The sequence below is a fragment of the Leisingera sp. SA32 genome (genome assembly GCF_056033425.1).
On record NZ_JBVYHB010000002.1, the window covers coordinates 345,128 to 360,790 of the forward strand.

Consider the following 15,663-nt stretch of genomic DNA (forward strand, 5'->3'; position numbering starts at 1 on the left):
CGCGCAGGGTCAAGGTTTGGTTGCAGTTTGGGCGGATAATGCGCCAGCCATGGCGGGTCCGGCAGAAAAGCCCCCCGCGCCGCGCGCGCCCAAATCTTTTCAGAGAGGGATTTGGCCCAAAGTGTTTTTCAAAACGCTTAAATCCCCACAACGGAAAAAGGGCGCGAAACCGCGCCCTTTTGTGCAACGTTTTGGACTTTGCCCGCGTTTTCAGAAACCGCGGCCGGTGCGGTGCTTTTCGTAGACCGCGACCACTTTCTTGACAGCCTCTTCCGGGCTCAGCTCCTCGCTCTCGCCGGTGCGGCGCGAGGTCAGCTCCACCACACCGTTCTTCAGCCCGCGCGGGCCGACGGTGATGCGCCAGGGCAGCCCGATCAGGTCCATGGTGGCAAACTTGCCGCCTGCGCGCTCCTTGCGGTCGTCGTACAGCGGGTCCAGCCCGGCGGCACTCAGCGCCGCATAAAGCTGGTTGCAGGCCGCATCCGCCTCGTCGTCGCCCTGTTTCAGGTTGACGATACCACAGTGGAACGGGGTGACACCCTCAGGCCAGATGATGCCCTTGTCGTCGTGGCTCGCCTCGATGATGGCGCCCAGCAGGCGGCTGACGCCGATGCCGTGGCTGCCCATATGCACCGGCACCGGCTTGCCGTCCGGGCCTTGCACCGTCGCGCCCATGCTCTCGGAATATTTGGTGCCGAAGTAGAAGATCTGCCCCACCTCGATGCCGCGCGCCACCCGGCGGCGCTCCTCGGGGATCTCGTTGAACAGCGCCTCGTCATGGGTTTCATCAGTGCGCGCGTATTTCGAGGTGAACTCCTCCAGTACGCCCTGGCACTGCGCCACGTCGTCATAGTCGATCTCGCGGTCGCCGAAGGTGAGGTCGGTCACCGCCGCGTCATAAAACACCTCGGACTCGCCGGTGTCAGCCAGCACCAGGAATTCATGGGTGTAGTCGCCGCCGATCGGGCCACCGTCGGCGCGCATCGGGATTGCTTGCAGGCCCATGCGCTCATAGGTGCGCAGGTAGCTGACCAGGTGGCGGTTGTAGGCATGCAGGGCGTCTTCCTTGGACAGGTCGAAGTTGTAGCCGTCCTTCATGTAGAATTCACGCCCCCGCATCACGCCAAAGCGCGGGCGGATCTCGTCGCGGAATTTCCACTGTACCTGGTACATGGTCAGCGGCAGATCCTTGTAGCTGCTGACATGGGCGCGGAAGATGTCGGTGATCATCTCCTCGTTGGTGGGGCCAAACAGCATGTCGCGCTCGTGGCGGTCGGTGATGCGCAGCATTTCCTGGCCGTAGTCGTCATAGCGGCCCGACTCGCGCCACAGGTCGGCGGGCTGCATGGTCGACATCAGCATCGGGATATGGCCCGCGCGGATCTGCTCGTCATGGACGATGCTTTCGATCTTTTTCAGCACCTTGAAGCCCAGAGGCAGCCAGGAGTAGATCCCGGCCGAGGATTGCTTGATCATCCCGGCGCGCAACATCAGCCGATGGCTGACGATCTGGGCTTCCGAGGGGTTTTCCTTCAGAACAGGCAGGAAGTAGCGGGACAGGCGCATGTCGGTCTCATTCTGGCAAACGGGTTCACGAAATCGGGTTCCAAAGCGGTCTAAGCCATCACCGCGCCACAGGCAATCAGGGTCGTGCGGGAAAGCCGATGCGATTGCGCATTTGAAAATGTCGCTGACACGCAAAACGTGCTATTTTCTCCCCAGGCGGTGGTGCAGCCAGACGACCGCCGCTTTTCTTGTTCTTTATCGAGTACAACCCAGACAGGGGGGGATACATTATGGCGACTTTCAGATGGTTCGACGGCAACCAGGGCAATAACGGCTATCAGAACTTTGACAATTTCGACATCACCAAGATCACGTCCAAGGCCATCACCGCCGAATACAACGGCAACAACGGCCCCCAGGACGACGCGTTTGAGCCGGCCCGACTCAAGGTGGTGATCAAGGATGCGGTGGCCCTCAACCCTGGGTCCGATCCCGGCGACAGGCGTTACAGCTAGGGCACGATCACCAAGATCACTTGGTTCAACAGCAGCGGCGACAAGGTGCTGGAGGCCTCCGGCCTGGACGTCAGCCTGCCGGTGGCTTCCGCCATGACGGCCTCAGGCAATGGCTACCTGCTGGATGATCTGATCTGGTCCGGCGGCCACCGCTTTGTCGGTTCCGATGACAGCATGGGCCCCGACTGGGACGGCGACGACATCAAGACCGGCAGCGGCGATGACACCGTCAACGGCAATGACGGCGGCGATTTCATCAGCGATCAGGGCGGCGCAGATATCTACAACGGCGGCGCCGGCCGCGATACAATCAACTACAGCGACAGCTTTTACAACGTTTACCTGGCCAAACAGGGCATTCGCGCCGACCTGAAAGCGGGCACCATAGTCGGCACCGACGGCCTGACCGATCAGGTGTCCGGCATTGAACAGATCCGCGGCTCTTTCATGCGGGACGTGATGAATGGCGACGGAAACGACAACCGCTTTACCGGTCTGCAGGGCAACGACGTCTTCGACGGGCGCGGCGGGTTTGACACCATCCGCTATGACCGCGACAACCGCCAGGGCGGCTATGAAGGCGTCACCGTGAACCTCGGCAAGGGCACCGCCACCGACGGCTTCGGCAGCAAGGACAGCTTCAAGAACATCGAAGGCGTGCGCGGCACCGACTATGACGATGTGCTGAAGGATTCCGCCGGCAACAACTGGCTGTCCGGGCGCGGCGGCGACGATGTGATCTGCGTCAGCGGCGGCAACGACGATGTCGAAGGCGGCGGCGGGGACGATGTGTTCCAGTTCAAGGGCAAGAGTTTCGGCGATAACACCATCCGCGATTTCGAGGACGGCACCGACATGATCGAGATCCTGCACGCTAAACGGTTCAAGCAGTTGACGATCGAGGACACCGGCAGCGGCGATGCCCTGATCAGCTACCGCGACAGCAGCATCACCGTCGAGGATGTCTCGGCGGATGATCTTGGCAAGGCGGATTTCATCTTCTGATTTCATAAAGGCAGGGCGGCAGCCGCAGCCGCCTTGCCGCCGCACAGAAAATTACTTGAACGACGGTACAGGAATCTGCTCTGCTGGCCAAATTGCCGCCGCCTGCCGCTGCGGCCGAAGCCAGCGGAGTAGCAAGACGCGACCAACTCGATTACCGAACCGGCGCGCGAGATTGCGGTCATTCACACCACATAGGTGCTGGTGGTCGGCTCCGGCCCCGGCGGGCTGCGAGGGCGCGCGGCTGCGCAACTTCGGCATGACCATCGGCATTCGCGGCACCCGCAAGATCGACGCCGCCCATAACATCACCGAGGACGAGACCCGCCACCAGGACCGCTTGGACGACACCATCAGCATGTACCCCGAGTTCATCGACGGCTACGGCGTGCTGATCCTGCCAACCACCGGACGCTACATGCAGATCCCCTACCGCGCCATGCTGCCCAAAGGGGTCGAGGGGCCGCTGGTCACCGGTCGTGCCATCGGCGGCGACAAGATCGCCCATGCCGCCACCCGCAACATGGCCTGCTGCGCCGTGGCCGGACAGGGCGCCGGGACCGCCGCGGCGCTGTCGGTGAAATCGGGCTGCATGTTCGACGCGGTGGACATCACCGCCGTCCAGGCCGAACTGAAGCGCCAGGGCGTGCGCATCCACTGACCCCGCCTGCCCCGCTCTGGCCTGCCCTGCCCTGGCTTGTCCCGCATATGGCGGGCGCGGGGCCGGGGCAGACTATCCCGGATTTGCCCCCGGTCTTTTGCGCCTTATCCCCGCCTTGCCCACAGACGATTGCCGCCTGCCCCTTGCATGGGGTGCGCGCATCGGGGAAGACTGTCGCCTGAGATCGTGGTGACCTCGGACGCGGGCAGACAAGACTGGCAGAACGGGCAAGACGGGCAGAACAGGCAGACGGACCATGGCGCTACCAGCGAAGAAACAGTTCAAATTCTGGGGCGTTGCCGCGGTGGTCTTTGCCGTGGTGATGTGGGCGCTCGGCAATGTGTTGCTGCCCTTCATCCTGGGCGCGGCGATTGCCTATATGATCGACCCCATCGCCGACCGTCTCGAAGACTGGGGCATGAGCCGCACCGGCGCCACCGCCACCATCACCATCGGGGCGCTGCTGGTGTTTCTGCTGCTGATGCTGGTGGTAATCCCGACGCTGATCTACCAGATGATCGACCTCATCAACGTGATGCCGCAGCTGATCCGAGATGCCCGCGCCTTTGCGGTGGAACATGTGCCCTCGCTGTTTGAGCAGGACACCCGCATCCACCAGGCGGTCACCTCTCTCGGCGAAACCCTGCAATCGCGGGCGATGGCGCTGTTCCAGACCGCGCTGGAATCCGCGGTGTCGCTGCTGAATATCGTGGTGCTTCTGGTAATTGTGCCGGTGGTGGCGGTCTACCTGCTGCTGGACTGGGACCGGATGATCGCCCGCATCGACGAGCTGCTGCCGCGCGACCACCAGCCGGTGATCCGCTACATCGCCGCGGAAATCGACAAGGTGCTGCATTCCTTCATTCACGGCATGGGCACGGTCTGCCTGATCCTGGGCACCTACTACGCGGTTGCACTGATGCTGGTCGGGTTGAACTTTGGCCTGGCGGTGGGGTTCATTGCCGGGCTGGTGACCTTCATCCCCTACCTCGGCGCGCTGGTTGGTGGCGCGCTGGCCATTGGCCTGGCGCTGTTCCAGTTCTGGGGCGACTGGCTCTCCATCGGCCTGGTGGCGGGCATCTTCGTGCTCGGCCAGATCGTGGAGGGCAATTTCCTCACCCCCAAGCTGGTTGGCGACTCCGTCGGCTTGCACCCGGTGTGGCTGTTGCTGGCGCTGTCTGTCTTCGGCGCGCTGTTCGGATTTGTCGGCATGCTGATCGCCGTGCCGGTGGCGGCGGCGCTGGGGGTGGTGGCGCGGTTCCTGACTGACCAGTACCTCGCTAGCCGCCTCTACCAGGGGCAGGGCCACCGCGACGCGGGGGTGGAGTGATCCGATGGCACAACAGCTGAGCTTCGACCTGCCAAGCAAACCGGCGCTGGGGCGCGATGATTTCTTTGTAGCTCCCTCCAACGCGATGGCGGTGGCACTGCTGGACCCGCAGTTCACCTGGCCCAGCGGCAAGCTGGTGCTGACCGGGCCGGCGGGCGCGGGCAAGACCCATCTGGCGCATGTCTGGGCCAGCCAGACCGGGGCGCGGATCCTGCCCGCAAGGACGCTGACCGACACGCTGGTGACAGAGCTGGCCTATGGCCCGGTGGTGATCGAGGACGTGCCCGACATCCGCACCGACCGCGACCGGCAGAGCCTGCTGTTTCACCTGCACAACCTGGTGCTGGCGCAGGGCCACGCGCTGGTGATGACCGGGCAGATGGCCCCCAATCTCTGGGGGCTCAGCCTGCCGGACCTGCAAAGCCGGGTACAGGCCGCCACCCATGCCGAGCTGCAACCGCCGGACGACCAGCTGCTGGCGGTGGTGCTGGCCAAGTTGTTCACCGACCGCCAGATCACGCCGAAACCGGATGTGATCCCCTATCTGGTGGCGCATATGCACCGCTCCTTTGCCGCCGCGGCGCAGATCGTGGGGCGGCTGGATCACCTGTCGCTGGCGGAAAAGCGTAGCCTGACCCGGCCATTGGCGGTGCGGGCGCTGTCGGAAATCCGCCAGGAAGGCACGGAAAACGCCGCATAGGCAAGCGGTTGACCCGGCCCTTGCCTTGGCCCATCCTCCCCCCAAGACTGCAAGACGGAATCCCCATGACCCTAACCTCGGAACCTGCCGCCGCAAACACCGACTGGGGCCCGTTCGGCCGCCCGATCTTTGACGATCCGGGCGCGCGGGCGTTGTCACGGGTGGGGGTGGTCGACGTCGGCTCCAACTCTGTGCGGCTGGTGGTGTTTGACGGCGCCGCCCGCAGCCCCGCCTATTTCTACAACGAAAAGATCATGTGCGCCCTGGGCGCGGGCCTGTCGGAATCGGGCCGCCTGAACCCCGAGGGGCGCGAGCGGGCGCTGTCGGCGCTGCGCCGGTTTCAGCAGCTGGCCCGTGGCATGGGGCTGCCGCCGTTGTCGGCGGTGGCAACGGCGGCGGTGCGCGACGCCTCCGACGGGCCGGAGTTCTGCGACGAGGTGCTGCGTGAAACCGGGCTGAAGATCCACGTGATCGACGGCCGCGAGGAGGCCCGGCTGTCGGCGCAGGGGGTGCTTTTGGGCTGGCCCGGCGCCTATGGGCTGGTCTGCGACATTGGCGGGTCGTCGATGGAGCTGGCGGAGATCCAGGCCAACACCGTGGGCCGTCGGGACACCTCGCCGCTGGGGCCGCTGAAACTGCGTGACATCAAGGGCGGGCGGCGCGGTCGCAAGGCCTATATCGCGCAGGTCATCGACGAGTTGCAGGAAGAAATGGGCGTCCAGCGCGACCGGTTGTTCCTGGTCGGCGGCAGCTGGCGGGCGATTGCCCGCATCGACATGCACCGGCGCGGCTACCCGCTGAAGGTGCTGCATGAATACCGCATGAGTGCCCGCGATGTGCGCGAAACCGCCCGCTTCATCGACACCCGTGATCTCGGCAAGCTGCGCAGTGTCTGCGGCATTTCCTCAACCCGGATGGCGCTGGTGCCCTATGCGATCGACGTGCTGACCCGGCTGATAAAAACCTTCAAGCCCAAGGACATCGCGGTGTCCAGCTATGGCATCCGCGAAGGGCTTTTGTACGAACAGATGCCACAGCGCCTGCGCGAGCGTGATCCGCTGATCGAGGCTTCGCGCTTTGCCGAGAAAAAGGACGCGCGCATCCCCGGCTTTGGCAAGACGCTGTATGATTTTGTCAGCCCCCTGTTCAGCACCGCCCCCCACAGCAAACGGCGCCTGGTCAAGGCCGCCTGCCTGTTGCATGACGTCAGCTGGCGCGCGCATCCCGACTACCGTGCGGAGGTCTGTTTTGACAATGCCACCCGCGCAAACCTGGGCGGGCTGAAACATTCCGAGCGGGTATTCCTGGGGCTGGCGCTGCTGCACCGTTACAGCAACAAGCGTCAGGGCAGTGCCTTTGACCATCTTGATGCATTGCTGGATGAAAAGGGCCAGCACGAGGCGGAGGTGCTGGGGCGGGCGATGCGCTTTGGCGCGATGCTGATGGTGTCCGGCAAGGGGGATATCGGCACCCTGCGTTGGCAGCCGCGCAAGCGGGTGCTGCACGCCGCCCTGCCCGACGCGGCGCGGCCGCTTTACGGCGAGGTGGCCGAGAACCGCCTGAATGCGCTGGCCAAGGCGCTGAAAGCTGAGGTGGTGCTGAGCTTTGGCAAACCCGACCGCGCCGCCGAACTGCCGACCGATGCCCCGCAAAAACCGTCAGCGGGACCTGCGGCGCAGGGGTGACACCGCGCGCGCCTGCGGCGGGCTTTGGCCACTCTCAGATGTCGATGGCCTTGCCGTCGGGCAGGTCCCCCTCGGGGGCGATGTCCGGCGTGTCCTCCTCGGGCTTGCGGCGGATGATGATGTCGCCATTGGGCAGGATCTCGGGCATCTCATAGACGCTCCAGTCCTCCACCTCCTTGGCGATTTCGGCCAGGGCCGGCCCCATCTGCGACAGGAACGCCCCCATCGACGGGCCGATGTCCTGCATCAGGCCTTGCAGATCCTCCAACGCGGGGGCCATTTCCTGTTGCAACCCGCGCAGGAACAACTCTGCCCCGCGCTCCATCAGGCTGGAGCCGGAACCGCCCGGCGCCTCGCGCTCTGCCGCGTCCTGCGCGGCAAGCGGGCTGGTCAGCATGGCGACAACGGTGGCGGGCAAAAGGAGCTGTTTCATAGGGGCAATATAAGCATTGCCCCGGGCTTCGAACAGGGGAAGGTTCAGAGAAACGGACCCGCCGCGCAGCTCCGATCCCGCCCCAACTCAATCCAGGTGCAGATCCAGCGTCACCGGAAAATGGTCCGAGGCATCCAGCAGCGCCTGGCGCAGGGTCGCATCGGCCTGACATTCCGCATCCTCCAGCGGATGCCAGATACGCCAATGCGGCTGGCGGTCCATCAGGCTGTGCGAGATCATCACATAATCCAGCAGCGCATAGAAGTAGCGTTTTGTTTCCATGTTGTAAAAGCGCGACGTGCTGGGCAGTGGATCCCGGCGCGGACCGGTCAGCGCCTGCCCGTGCGGGTCGTTCAGCAGATCGCCCATCACGATCTCGACCGAGGAACGCCCGAACAGCTTCTCGTATTCATCCAATCCCGGCCCGTCGTTCAGGTCGCCCATCACCACCACGTGCTCCCCCGCCGCGACATGGTCGGCGACCCGCCGGTGTAGCCAGATCGCCTGCGCGAGCTGCTTGCGCCGGTTGGCGATGGAAATGGCCGTGACCTCGCGGTCGGACCTGGCCCCGTGCGGTGCCTTGGACTTCAGATGCGCGCCGATCATCCGCAGCGCGGTGCCGCCGCGGGTGGTGACCGCCAGCTCCAGCGGCGGTTTGGAAAAGCGCACCTCGTCCGCCTGCGCATCCACGTCAAGATCCATCGGCAACACGCTGTCGAACCGCGGGACCTGGGCGGTCCCTTGCGGGTCGTGGCGGGCGCTGAGAACCTGCGGGTCGTAGAGCAGCGATATTTCCTGTCGGGTATCATTGGAAAAGCCGCTGACCGCCTCGCAGCAGCGCAACCCCGCCTCTGCCGCAAACCGTTCCAGCGCACGGGCGCTGCGCTGGGTCTTGCCGGTGTTGGGGGCTTCCACCACCATCACCGCGTCGGCATCGATGCGACGCAGCACATGGGCAATCGCACGGCCCTGTGTGTAACGGTCAACCCCGTGGCGCCCGGACCGCGCGGCGTCCAGCAACAGGGTGTCCTGCCTGTCGAACAGATAGGCGAACCATTCGATGTTATAGGTGGCCAGCCGCATTGCCGCAGCATCCGTTGATCTGGTCCCAGGCGCGGTTGATATCGATCATCCGTTTTTCCGCCAGCCGCACCGCTTCTTCGGGGACGCCGCGGGCGATCATTGCGTCCGGGTGCGTTTCGCGCACCAGCCGCCGCCAGTGCTTGCGGATCTCCTCCGTGGGCATGTCGGGGCTGACCCCCAGAACCGTGTAGGGATCCTTGGGCGCATCGGGCACAAACCGCGCCCTCAGCGCCTGAAACTGCTGCGGCGACAGGCCGAAGATGCGGCTCACCTCCTCCAGAAACTCGTTCTCGCCGGGATGGTAGAACCCGTCGGCCATGGCGATGTGAAACAGACCCTCCATCAGGTCGATCAGTGGGGAGGGATCATCAGAAAACATCTGCTGCACGCGGGCGGCATATTCGCGGTAGCCCGCCACATCGGTGCGCGCCATGTCGAACACCCGCGCCGCACCGGCCTCATCCGCCTGGGCGATCTGAAACACCTCGCGGAAGGCAGTGACCTCATCGCGGGTGACCTGGCCATCGGCCTTGGCCATCTTGGCCCCCAAGGCGATCACCGCGATGGCAAAGCCGACGGTGCGTTCGGGTGGCGCGCGCAGCCGGTCAAACACCTGCGCCAGGCTTTCACCATTGGCAAGCGCCGCCAGCGCGTCGGATATGCGGGACCAAAGAGACATGCGGCAAGACTAGCCCGGATTGGCACCGCTGTCAGGGGCGGGAATGCCCGGTGTCAGGATTTTCTGCATGAAAACAGTATCAAGCCATTGCCCCCACTTGCAGCCCAGCTGCGGCATGCGGGCGGTTTCCACATAGCCGAGCGCTGCGTGAAAGGCGATGGCGCCGGGGTTGGCGCTGCTGACGCTGGCCACCAGCACATGCAGCCCCGCCTGTTTTGCCTGCGTCTCCAGCGCCTGCATCAGGGCGCGTCCCGCGCCCTGCCCCTGCGCCGCCGGGAGAAGATGGATGCTGTGTTCGGCGGTAAAGCGGTAGCCGGGTCCCGCGCGGAACGGAAAGTGATAGGCATGGCCCAGCACCTGGCCCGCCTGTTCGGCCACGAAATAGCCGCCCCCGCTGGCCGCGATCAGTGCCGCGACCTGCTCCGGCGTCTTTTCAGCCGTGTTGAAGGTGGCCAGCGTGTCGCGGATCACCCAATTGGCGATGGCGCAGCAGGCCTCAGCGTCGGCGACGGTGGCAGCGCGGATCCTCATGCCAGCCGCCGGACCCCGTGCGGCGTGTCGAACTCTGCCAACAAACCGGGCTGGCCCGGCTCGACCACAAGGCGCGAGTCGGCCAGGACGCGGGCCAGTGCCAAGCGCAGGGCGGCGGCCTCGGGGTGGCTGACCGTCAGCCGACGCAGACGGCAGCCCGATTGCGGCAGGCTGGCGGCGGGCGGCGGCGACTGCCATTGCAGCACCGAGGGAAAGACGTTGTCAAAGGGCTGCACGCCGTCCGCGGGCACCGTCATCAGCCAGCGCAGGTCACCGCGGTGCATCTGCACCGGGTTGCGGGCATGTGGCGGCAGCAGCGCCTGTTCCTGCGTCAGATCCTCGGCCCGCAGGATCCAATGCGCCAGCCGCGCCGGGCCGGTGAAACGGTCCAGATCGAACCAGCGTGGCCGCTGCTGTGGCTGCTGGTCAGGGTCGATGGCGATTGCCTCCAGATACAGGCCGTCCTCCAGCCCGATCAGACGGTTATGGGTGCCAAAGCGCGCATGGCTGCCGCCGCGTCCCAACCTTATGCCCAGCGCATCCTCAGCATGGGCGGTGGCCTCCGCCAGGGTGGCGCCCGCCACGGCCAGGTGATCCAGTTCCATCGCGCGCTCCCTCTGCGGCCTGTCGGCCAGAGACTAGCCAACCGGCAGCAGGGCGCAAGACGTGAATGGGCCTGCCCGGCCGATCAGGCCCGCATGGCGAAGGGCTCTTGCAGGTCCGCCTCCGACAGCTGCGGAGCCGGATCCTCGTTGGTGCGGAAGGCGCCGATCGCCTCTGACATGGCCTGCGCCTCGCGCGACAACCCCTGGCTGGAGGCGGTGACTTCCTCAAACAGGCCCGCGTTGCGGGTGGTGGCGTCGTCAAGGCTGGCCATGGCGGCGTTGATTTCCTGCAAGCTGCCGGATTGTTCGGTGGCAGCGCGGGAGATGGTCTTCATCAGATCCGCCGCGCTGGTCACGGAGGTGGAGATCTCGTCGATGGCGGCGCGGGTCTGGTCCACCAGCCCGGCGCCCAGATCGACGTTCTCGCTGGCCTCGGCAACCAGTGCCGCGATTTCGGTCGCCGCTTCCTTGGAACGATGCGCAAGGGTGCGCACCTCCGAGGCGACAACGGCAAAGCCCCTGCCGACAGTGCCTGCGCGCGCCGCTTCCACCCCAGCGTTCAGCGCCAGCAGGTTGGTCTGCTGGGCAATCGACTCCATCAGCCCGATGATCTGCGAGATTTTCTGCGAGCTCTCCTTGATCGCCTCCATTGCGCCATAGGCCCGTTCCACCACGTCGCTGCTGCTGTCGGCATTGCGACGCGCCGTCTCGACCGAGGCAGAGGCTTCGCCCGAGGCCTGCGCCGTGCCGGTGATCGACACCGACAGCTGGTTCACCGCCGCGGCGGTGCCCGCAAGGGTCTGCGCGGTGCGTTCAGAGCGCCCCGACAGGTCGTGCGAGGCGGCAGAGATTTCGGTGCTGCTGCCGGCAATCGACAGCCCACTGGCGCTGAGACGGCGAATCGACGCCTCCAGCTTGTCCAGCGCCGCGTTGAAATCATCGCGCAGCTTGACATAGCCCTCGCCCATCTCATCCTGGATGCGCACGGTCAGATCCCCCTGCGACAGCCGTTCCAGGCCAGCCCCGATGGCGCTGACTGCGGCGGTCTGCTCCGCCAGCCGGGCACTGCGTTCTTCTTCTGCGGCGGCTTCGACCGCGGCCTTTTCAACCAGACCGTCGCGAAACACCCGCAGCGCGTTGGCGATGCGGCGGATTTCATCGCTGGCGCGCTCATAACCGGTGACCGGGCTGAGATCGCCAGCCGCCAGCCGCTCGGTGGTGCCGCTGATGTTGGCCAGCGGTCGCAGGATCAGGATCCGGGTCAGCAACAGCGCCGCCACAAACACCGCCGCGGCCACCGCCATCAACATCTGCATCTGTCGCTGCGCCGCCTGCACATCGGCCGCCAGCCCATCGGCGATGGAGGCGATCTCCAGCTGGCTTCCGGTGCCCAGTTCGCTGGCGCTACGGGCAAAGCGTAGCACCGCGTCCACCGTCGCCTGCGCGGACTCGGTCGCCTCGGCAGAGGCCTTGAGCGCCGCCGCCTTGAACAGCGGCAGACCACTGGCGGGATCTGCCATGGCAATCATGGCCTCCAGCTCAGTCCGGAACACGCCTTGTTCGAAGTCAAAGAACTTTTCCAGCGCTTGCGCAGCCCCCTGCAACGACTCCGTCGCGATCTCGACCGCGTCCAGATCGGTGGCGGCCGCCATGTCCAATGCCGCCACCTGGAAGGCATTGATCCAGCTGGTCATCTCCAGCAGTTGCAGCAGCACGCCGACCTGGTTGTCCAGCAGCTGCTGGATCGTGTCGCGGTTGCCTGCACTGGCCTGCGCCGCCGCATCTGAGAGGCTGCGGGTCATGCTTTCGATTGCCGCGGTCAGCGGTGCGAGACTGGTACTGCGCGCGGCCAGAACCGCGCCGCGGCTGTCCTTCAACTCCTTGCGGCTGGCCGACAGCGTCGACTGGAACAGGGCCACCGACGCGCTGATCTGCTGGCCCGCGGCCGCATCAACGCCCAGATCGCCCAGCTGCGCCAATACCGGCTTCAGCCGCGCCCCCGCGGTCTTGGCCATCGTCTTCAACTCGCGTTTGGTGGCCACGTCGCGCACATGCCCCAGCGCCAGCGCGGCCCCCGACAGGATGCTGATGTCGGCGCGGGCTTCCAGCAGGGTCTGGAGGTCGCCAAACTGCTGCTCCACCAGCATTTTCAACGCCGCGTCCACCTGCGAGATCGTGCTCTCGCCGCCCTCCATCAGACCGCTGCGCGCGGCATCCGCCACGTCCGACAGCCGCATCTGCACCGTTTGGCCCAGCGTTTGCAGGCTGGAGGTCCGAATGTCGATCATGACCTGGTTGCGAAACGCGCCGCTGCGCGCGGCAATCAGGCTGTTGAGCCGCTCGGACGCCGTCGCGGCCTCGGCCTGGAACTGCGCCTGATGGGCCCCGCCCAGCCCGGCAGCGCTGGCCTGAAGATGCGAAATGGCGGCGGCGGCTTCCGCCTCGGCGGCGGCCAGCTCGGTTGCGTCGCCAGCCTGCAACAGCGCGATCATCACATCCTTGGTGCGGGCGGCGGCATCGGTCAGCTGGCGGCTCAGCGCCAGCTGTGGCACTTTTTCGCCGGTCAGCACCTGCATCTGGCTACCAACCTGCGAAAACACCAGCGACACCAGCAACCCCACCGCCGCCGCCGCGGCGCCCATCGCCATGAGGATCAGCGTGATTTTTGCTCCGATGCTGGAGAAGGGTCTGAAATGCCGTTTCTTACGGAGGTCGTTTTGTACAGTCATGGTCTCTTCCGTGGCAGCCGCCGCCAGCCCCCCGCACCGGGCCGGGGCGGCCACGCACGGCCGCGGCCCGGCAGGGCAGAGATATGGCAGATACAGGGCGACCCCGATCCGGCCGCCTGTTCCATCCAGCCGAATGGACCGCAACGGGGTAAAGAAACCGTAAGAAACGCGGGGCAAGCGGGCCACCAAACGTTTCGCTTTTTAACGAGCCGCGGCGGCGGTTAAGGGACCGGCGTCCCCCGCGGCAAACCCGACGCCCTGGCAGGCCGGGTCAGTCCGGCACGCCCGCGGCGCGCAGGGCGCTGACCCACTCCTGTCCGGTCGGGCTCATCGCGGCGGGGTTGTCGCGCTGAAACTGCGAGAGACTGAATTTCGGCGCCGCCTTCAGCAGCTTGCCAACCGTGTTGCGAGCCTCGGTGCTGCGGCCCGACATTTGCAGCGCAATCGCCTTGGAGCGCAGCGGCACCGGGAAGGCCTGTTTCGAGCGCAGAGAGCGGTCAGCCAGTTCGATGGCACGGCCAAAGTCGCGGGCGGTCAGGTTGGCCAGCGCCGAGATCGCATCAAAGTAATAGCTTTGCGGACCCAAGGGCGACAACCGCCGCGCGGCGTCGGTCAGCTCCACCGCCTGATCGGGCAGGTCCTGATAGGCCAGCGTCGCGCCTTTCAAAAGCAGCGCCAGCGCCTCGTTCGGATTGTCCCGCAGGGCAATGTCGTAGGCATCCTGCGCCAGATCAAAGCGGAACAGAAGATGGCTGGATATCAAACCCTTGAGCGTATGCGCCAGGGAAAACCCCGGTGCCGCGGCGATGGCGGCATCCGCCATGCGGCTGGCCAGGCGGCAATCCTGCTCGCGGTTCGGCGACAGCCCCTTCTCCACCCGCATGGCGTGCCAGAACCCCATCCAGGTCAGCGGCAGCGCATGGTCCGGCTCACGCTCCAGCACGGTCAGCAGCAGATCATGCGCGTGCTGAAACGTCTCCGCCTCCATCTCCTGCATCTGTGCGATGGCGGCCATCAGCAGGGTGTGGCTTTGCAGGTCAGGCAAGGGTTGGAACCCCACCATCCGCACCGCTTCACCCGCGGCGGTCTGGCCGATTTGCTGGGTGGCATTGCGCAGCACCGTGCTGCGCCCCTGCATCAGGCTGGCGCGACTGCCCTCGAAACTGCGTGACCAGATCACCGTTTCGCGGGCGGCGTCATGCAGGTCGATCTGGGCGCGAAAGCGGCTGCCGTCCGCGGTGACAGAGCCCGACACCAGATAGCTGACCTGCGCCGTATCGGCCATCTCTGCCGGGCGCAGGCGCTGCGGGTCCAGCTGCCGCGACGCCATGTAGGAGGTCACCGAAAAGGCCCAGCTGCGCGACAGGTGGCGCGACAGTTCCTCGGCGATCATGTCCCCAAGCACGCCGCCGCCGCCCTCCGGCTGACGCTGCGCGAACGGCAGGACCGCGATCGACGGCAGCAGCCCGTCCAGCACCACGCGCCCGTTCAGCGGGGCCGCGATCGCACTGGCGGGCGCGGCACTGCGGGCCAGATCGCGACGCGTGTCGCTGAGCCAGGTGCGAAACGCCTCCTCATGCGGCAGCTCGAACCCCTCCATGAAGATTGGTCCGCCAGCGGTGGCCGTGTCGAGATTAACCCGGCTGAGATCCAGGATCACCCGCTCGCGATTGGCAAACAGCAGCTTTGCGGCCTCCGGTCCCAGGTGGCGGCGCAGGGTCGACAGGGCCGTGCGCAGACTGGCCTTGGCCTGTTCCGCCTGCGCCAGGCACCACAAGTTTTTTTCCAGAAAGGCACGGGTGCGAATACCGCCCTCAGCCGTGCTCAGCAGGGCCAGAAGCGCCTGGTGCTTGGCCCCCAGCGGGATGCTGCGACCATCCGCATGAAACACCCCAAACGCGCCGAAGCGGCTAATTCTGAGAAGGACAGTCATTCCAACACCCCGCAAAACACAAAAAGACCAAAGTGAAAACACGATCATCTTGCAGGGGTCGCGGGCGCTTTGCAATCTTTAGTTGCATTGTACTGATATTTTAAGCAACCAATGCGCGACAGGCCGACCCGCCCCCCGGCGACAAGGACCAGCGCCTGTCTGTCCTCTGCCATGGTGCCGGGGCTGGCGCGCAACTGGGTGCCTGGCCGGTGTCCGTCGGCATCGCACACCCGCAGTCAGGATTAAGGTCACGCCTCCGCAGGCTCCCGCC

The 15,663-nt window shown here is 65.6% G+C and carries 14 protein-coding genes; 6 read left to right on the forward strand and 8 right to left on the reverse strand.

The window, feature by feature from the left end; translation table 11 throughout:
- Window positions 1-210: 210 nt before the first annotated feature.
- Window positions 211-1,566 (reverse strand): proline--tRNA ligase, encoded by a 1,356-nt coding sequence (gene proS / locus AC0IPL_RS04285; RefSeq protein WP_474272411.1) that lies wholly within the window; start codon window positions 1,564-1,566, stop codon window positions 211-213.
- A gap of 230 nt (window positions 1,567-1,796) precedes the next feature.
- Between proS and AC0IPL_RS04290 the strand changes: the two genes are divergently transcribed.
- The 6 genes from AC0IPL_RS04290 (at window position 1,797) to AC0IPL_RS04315 (ending at window position 7,399) form a co-directional block, all read left to right on the forward strand.
- Window positions 1,797-2,021: a hypothetical protein gene (locus AC0IPL_RS04290; protein ID WP_474272412.1), complete on the forward strand. Its 225-nt coding sequence runs from the start codon at window positions 1,797-1,799 to the stop codon at window positions 2,019-2,021.
- A 45-nt stretch (window positions 2,022-2,066) separates the two neighbouring features.
- Entirely contained in the window at window positions 2,067-3,026 is a 960-nt protein-coding gene (locus tag AC0IPL_RS04295) for a calcium-binding protein (RefSeq protein WP_474272413.1), read from the forward strand.
- Window positions 2,995-3,684 carry an FAD-dependent oxidoreductase gene (locus AC0IPL_RS04300; RefSeq protein ID WP_474272414.1) on the forward strand — a complete coding sequence of 230 codons (690 nt, stop codon included), beginning with the start codon at window positions 2,995-2,997 and terminating at the stop codon, window positions 3,682-3,684. The genes AC0IPL_RS04295 and AC0IPL_RS04300 overlap by 32 nt, the downstream gene beginning before the upstream one ends.
- Window positions 3,685-3,940: 256 nt before the next feature.
- Complete coding sequence (locus AC0IPL_RS04305) at window positions 3,941-5,014, forward strand: AI-2E family transporter (protein WP_474272415.1); 1,074 nt, start codon at window positions 3,941-3,943, stop codon at window positions 5,012-5,014.
- 4 nt (window positions 5,015-5,018) lie between these two features.
- The gene (locus AC0IPL_RS04310) at window positions 5,019-5,714 is read left to right on the forward strand and encodes an HdaA/DnaA family protein (RefSeq protein WP_474272416.1); all 696 of its coding nucleotides are present in this window, start codon (window positions 5,019-5,021) and stop codon (window positions 5,712-5,714) included.
- A 65-nt stretch (window positions 5,715-5,779) separates the two neighbouring features.
- Window positions 5,780-7,399, forward strand: coding sequence for a Ppx/GppA family phosphatase (locus AC0IPL_RS04315; protein ID WP_474272417.1), 1,620 nt, complete (start codon window positions 5,780-5,782; stop codon window positions 7,397-7,399).
- A gap of 34 nt (window positions 7,400-7,433) precedes the next feature.
- Here the strand turns inward: AC0IPL_RS04315 and AC0IPL_RS04320 are convergent, their stop codons facing one another.
- The 7 genes from AC0IPL_RS04320 to AC0IPL_RS04350 form a co-directional block, all read right to left on the reverse strand.
- On the reverse strand, window positions 7,434-7,832 hold the full coding sequence (locus tag AC0IPL_RS04320) for a hypothetical protein (protein WP_474272419.1): 399 nt from the start codon (window positions 7,830-7,832) through the stop codon (window positions 7,434-7,436).
- Window positions 7,833-7,919: 87 nt separating this feature from the next.
- Window positions 7,920-8,915, reverse strand: a complete 996-nt coding sequence (locus AC0IPL_RS04325) for an endonuclease/exonuclease/phosphatase family protein (protein WP_474272420.1) — start codon at window positions 8,913-8,915, stop codon at window positions 7,920-7,922.
- A complete protein-coding gene (locus tag AC0IPL_RS04330; RefSeq protein ID WP_474272421.1) occupies window positions 8,896-9,594 on the reverse strand; it encodes a TerB family tellurite resistance protein in 699 nt (232 codons plus the stop codon). The genes AC0IPL_RS04325 and AC0IPL_RS04330 overlap by 20 nt, the downstream gene beginning before the upstream one ends.
- A gap of 9 nt (window positions 9,595-9,603) precedes the next feature.
- The gene (locus AC0IPL_RS04335) at window positions 9,604-10,125 is read right to left on the reverse strand and encodes an N-acetyltransferase family protein (RefSeq protein WP_474272423.1); all 522 of its coding nucleotides are present in this window, start codon (window positions 10,123-10,125) and stop codon (window positions 9,604-9,606) included.
- Entirely contained in the window at window positions 10,122-10,730 is a 609-nt protein-coding gene (locus AC0IPL_RS04340; RefSeq protein ID WP_474272424.1) for a VOC family protein, read from the reverse strand. Before AC0IPL_RS04340 ends, AC0IPL_RS04335 begins: the two co-directional genes overlap by 4 nt.
- An 83-nt stretch (window positions 10,731-10,813) precedes the next feature.
- Window positions 10,814-13,459: a methyl-accepting chemotaxis protein gene (locus AC0IPL_RS04345; RefSeq protein ID WP_474272425.1), complete on the reverse strand. Its 2,646-nt coding sequence runs from the start codon at window positions 13,457-13,459 to the stop codon at window positions 10,814-10,816.
- Window positions 13,460-13,730: 271 nt separating this feature from the next.
- A complete protein-coding gene (locus tag AC0IPL_RS04350; RefSeq protein ID WP_474272426.1) occupies window positions 13,731-15,392 on the reverse strand; it encodes a transcriptional regulator in 1,662 nt (553 codons plus the stop codon).
- Between the last annotated feature and the right edge of the window lie 271 nt (window positions 15,393-15,663).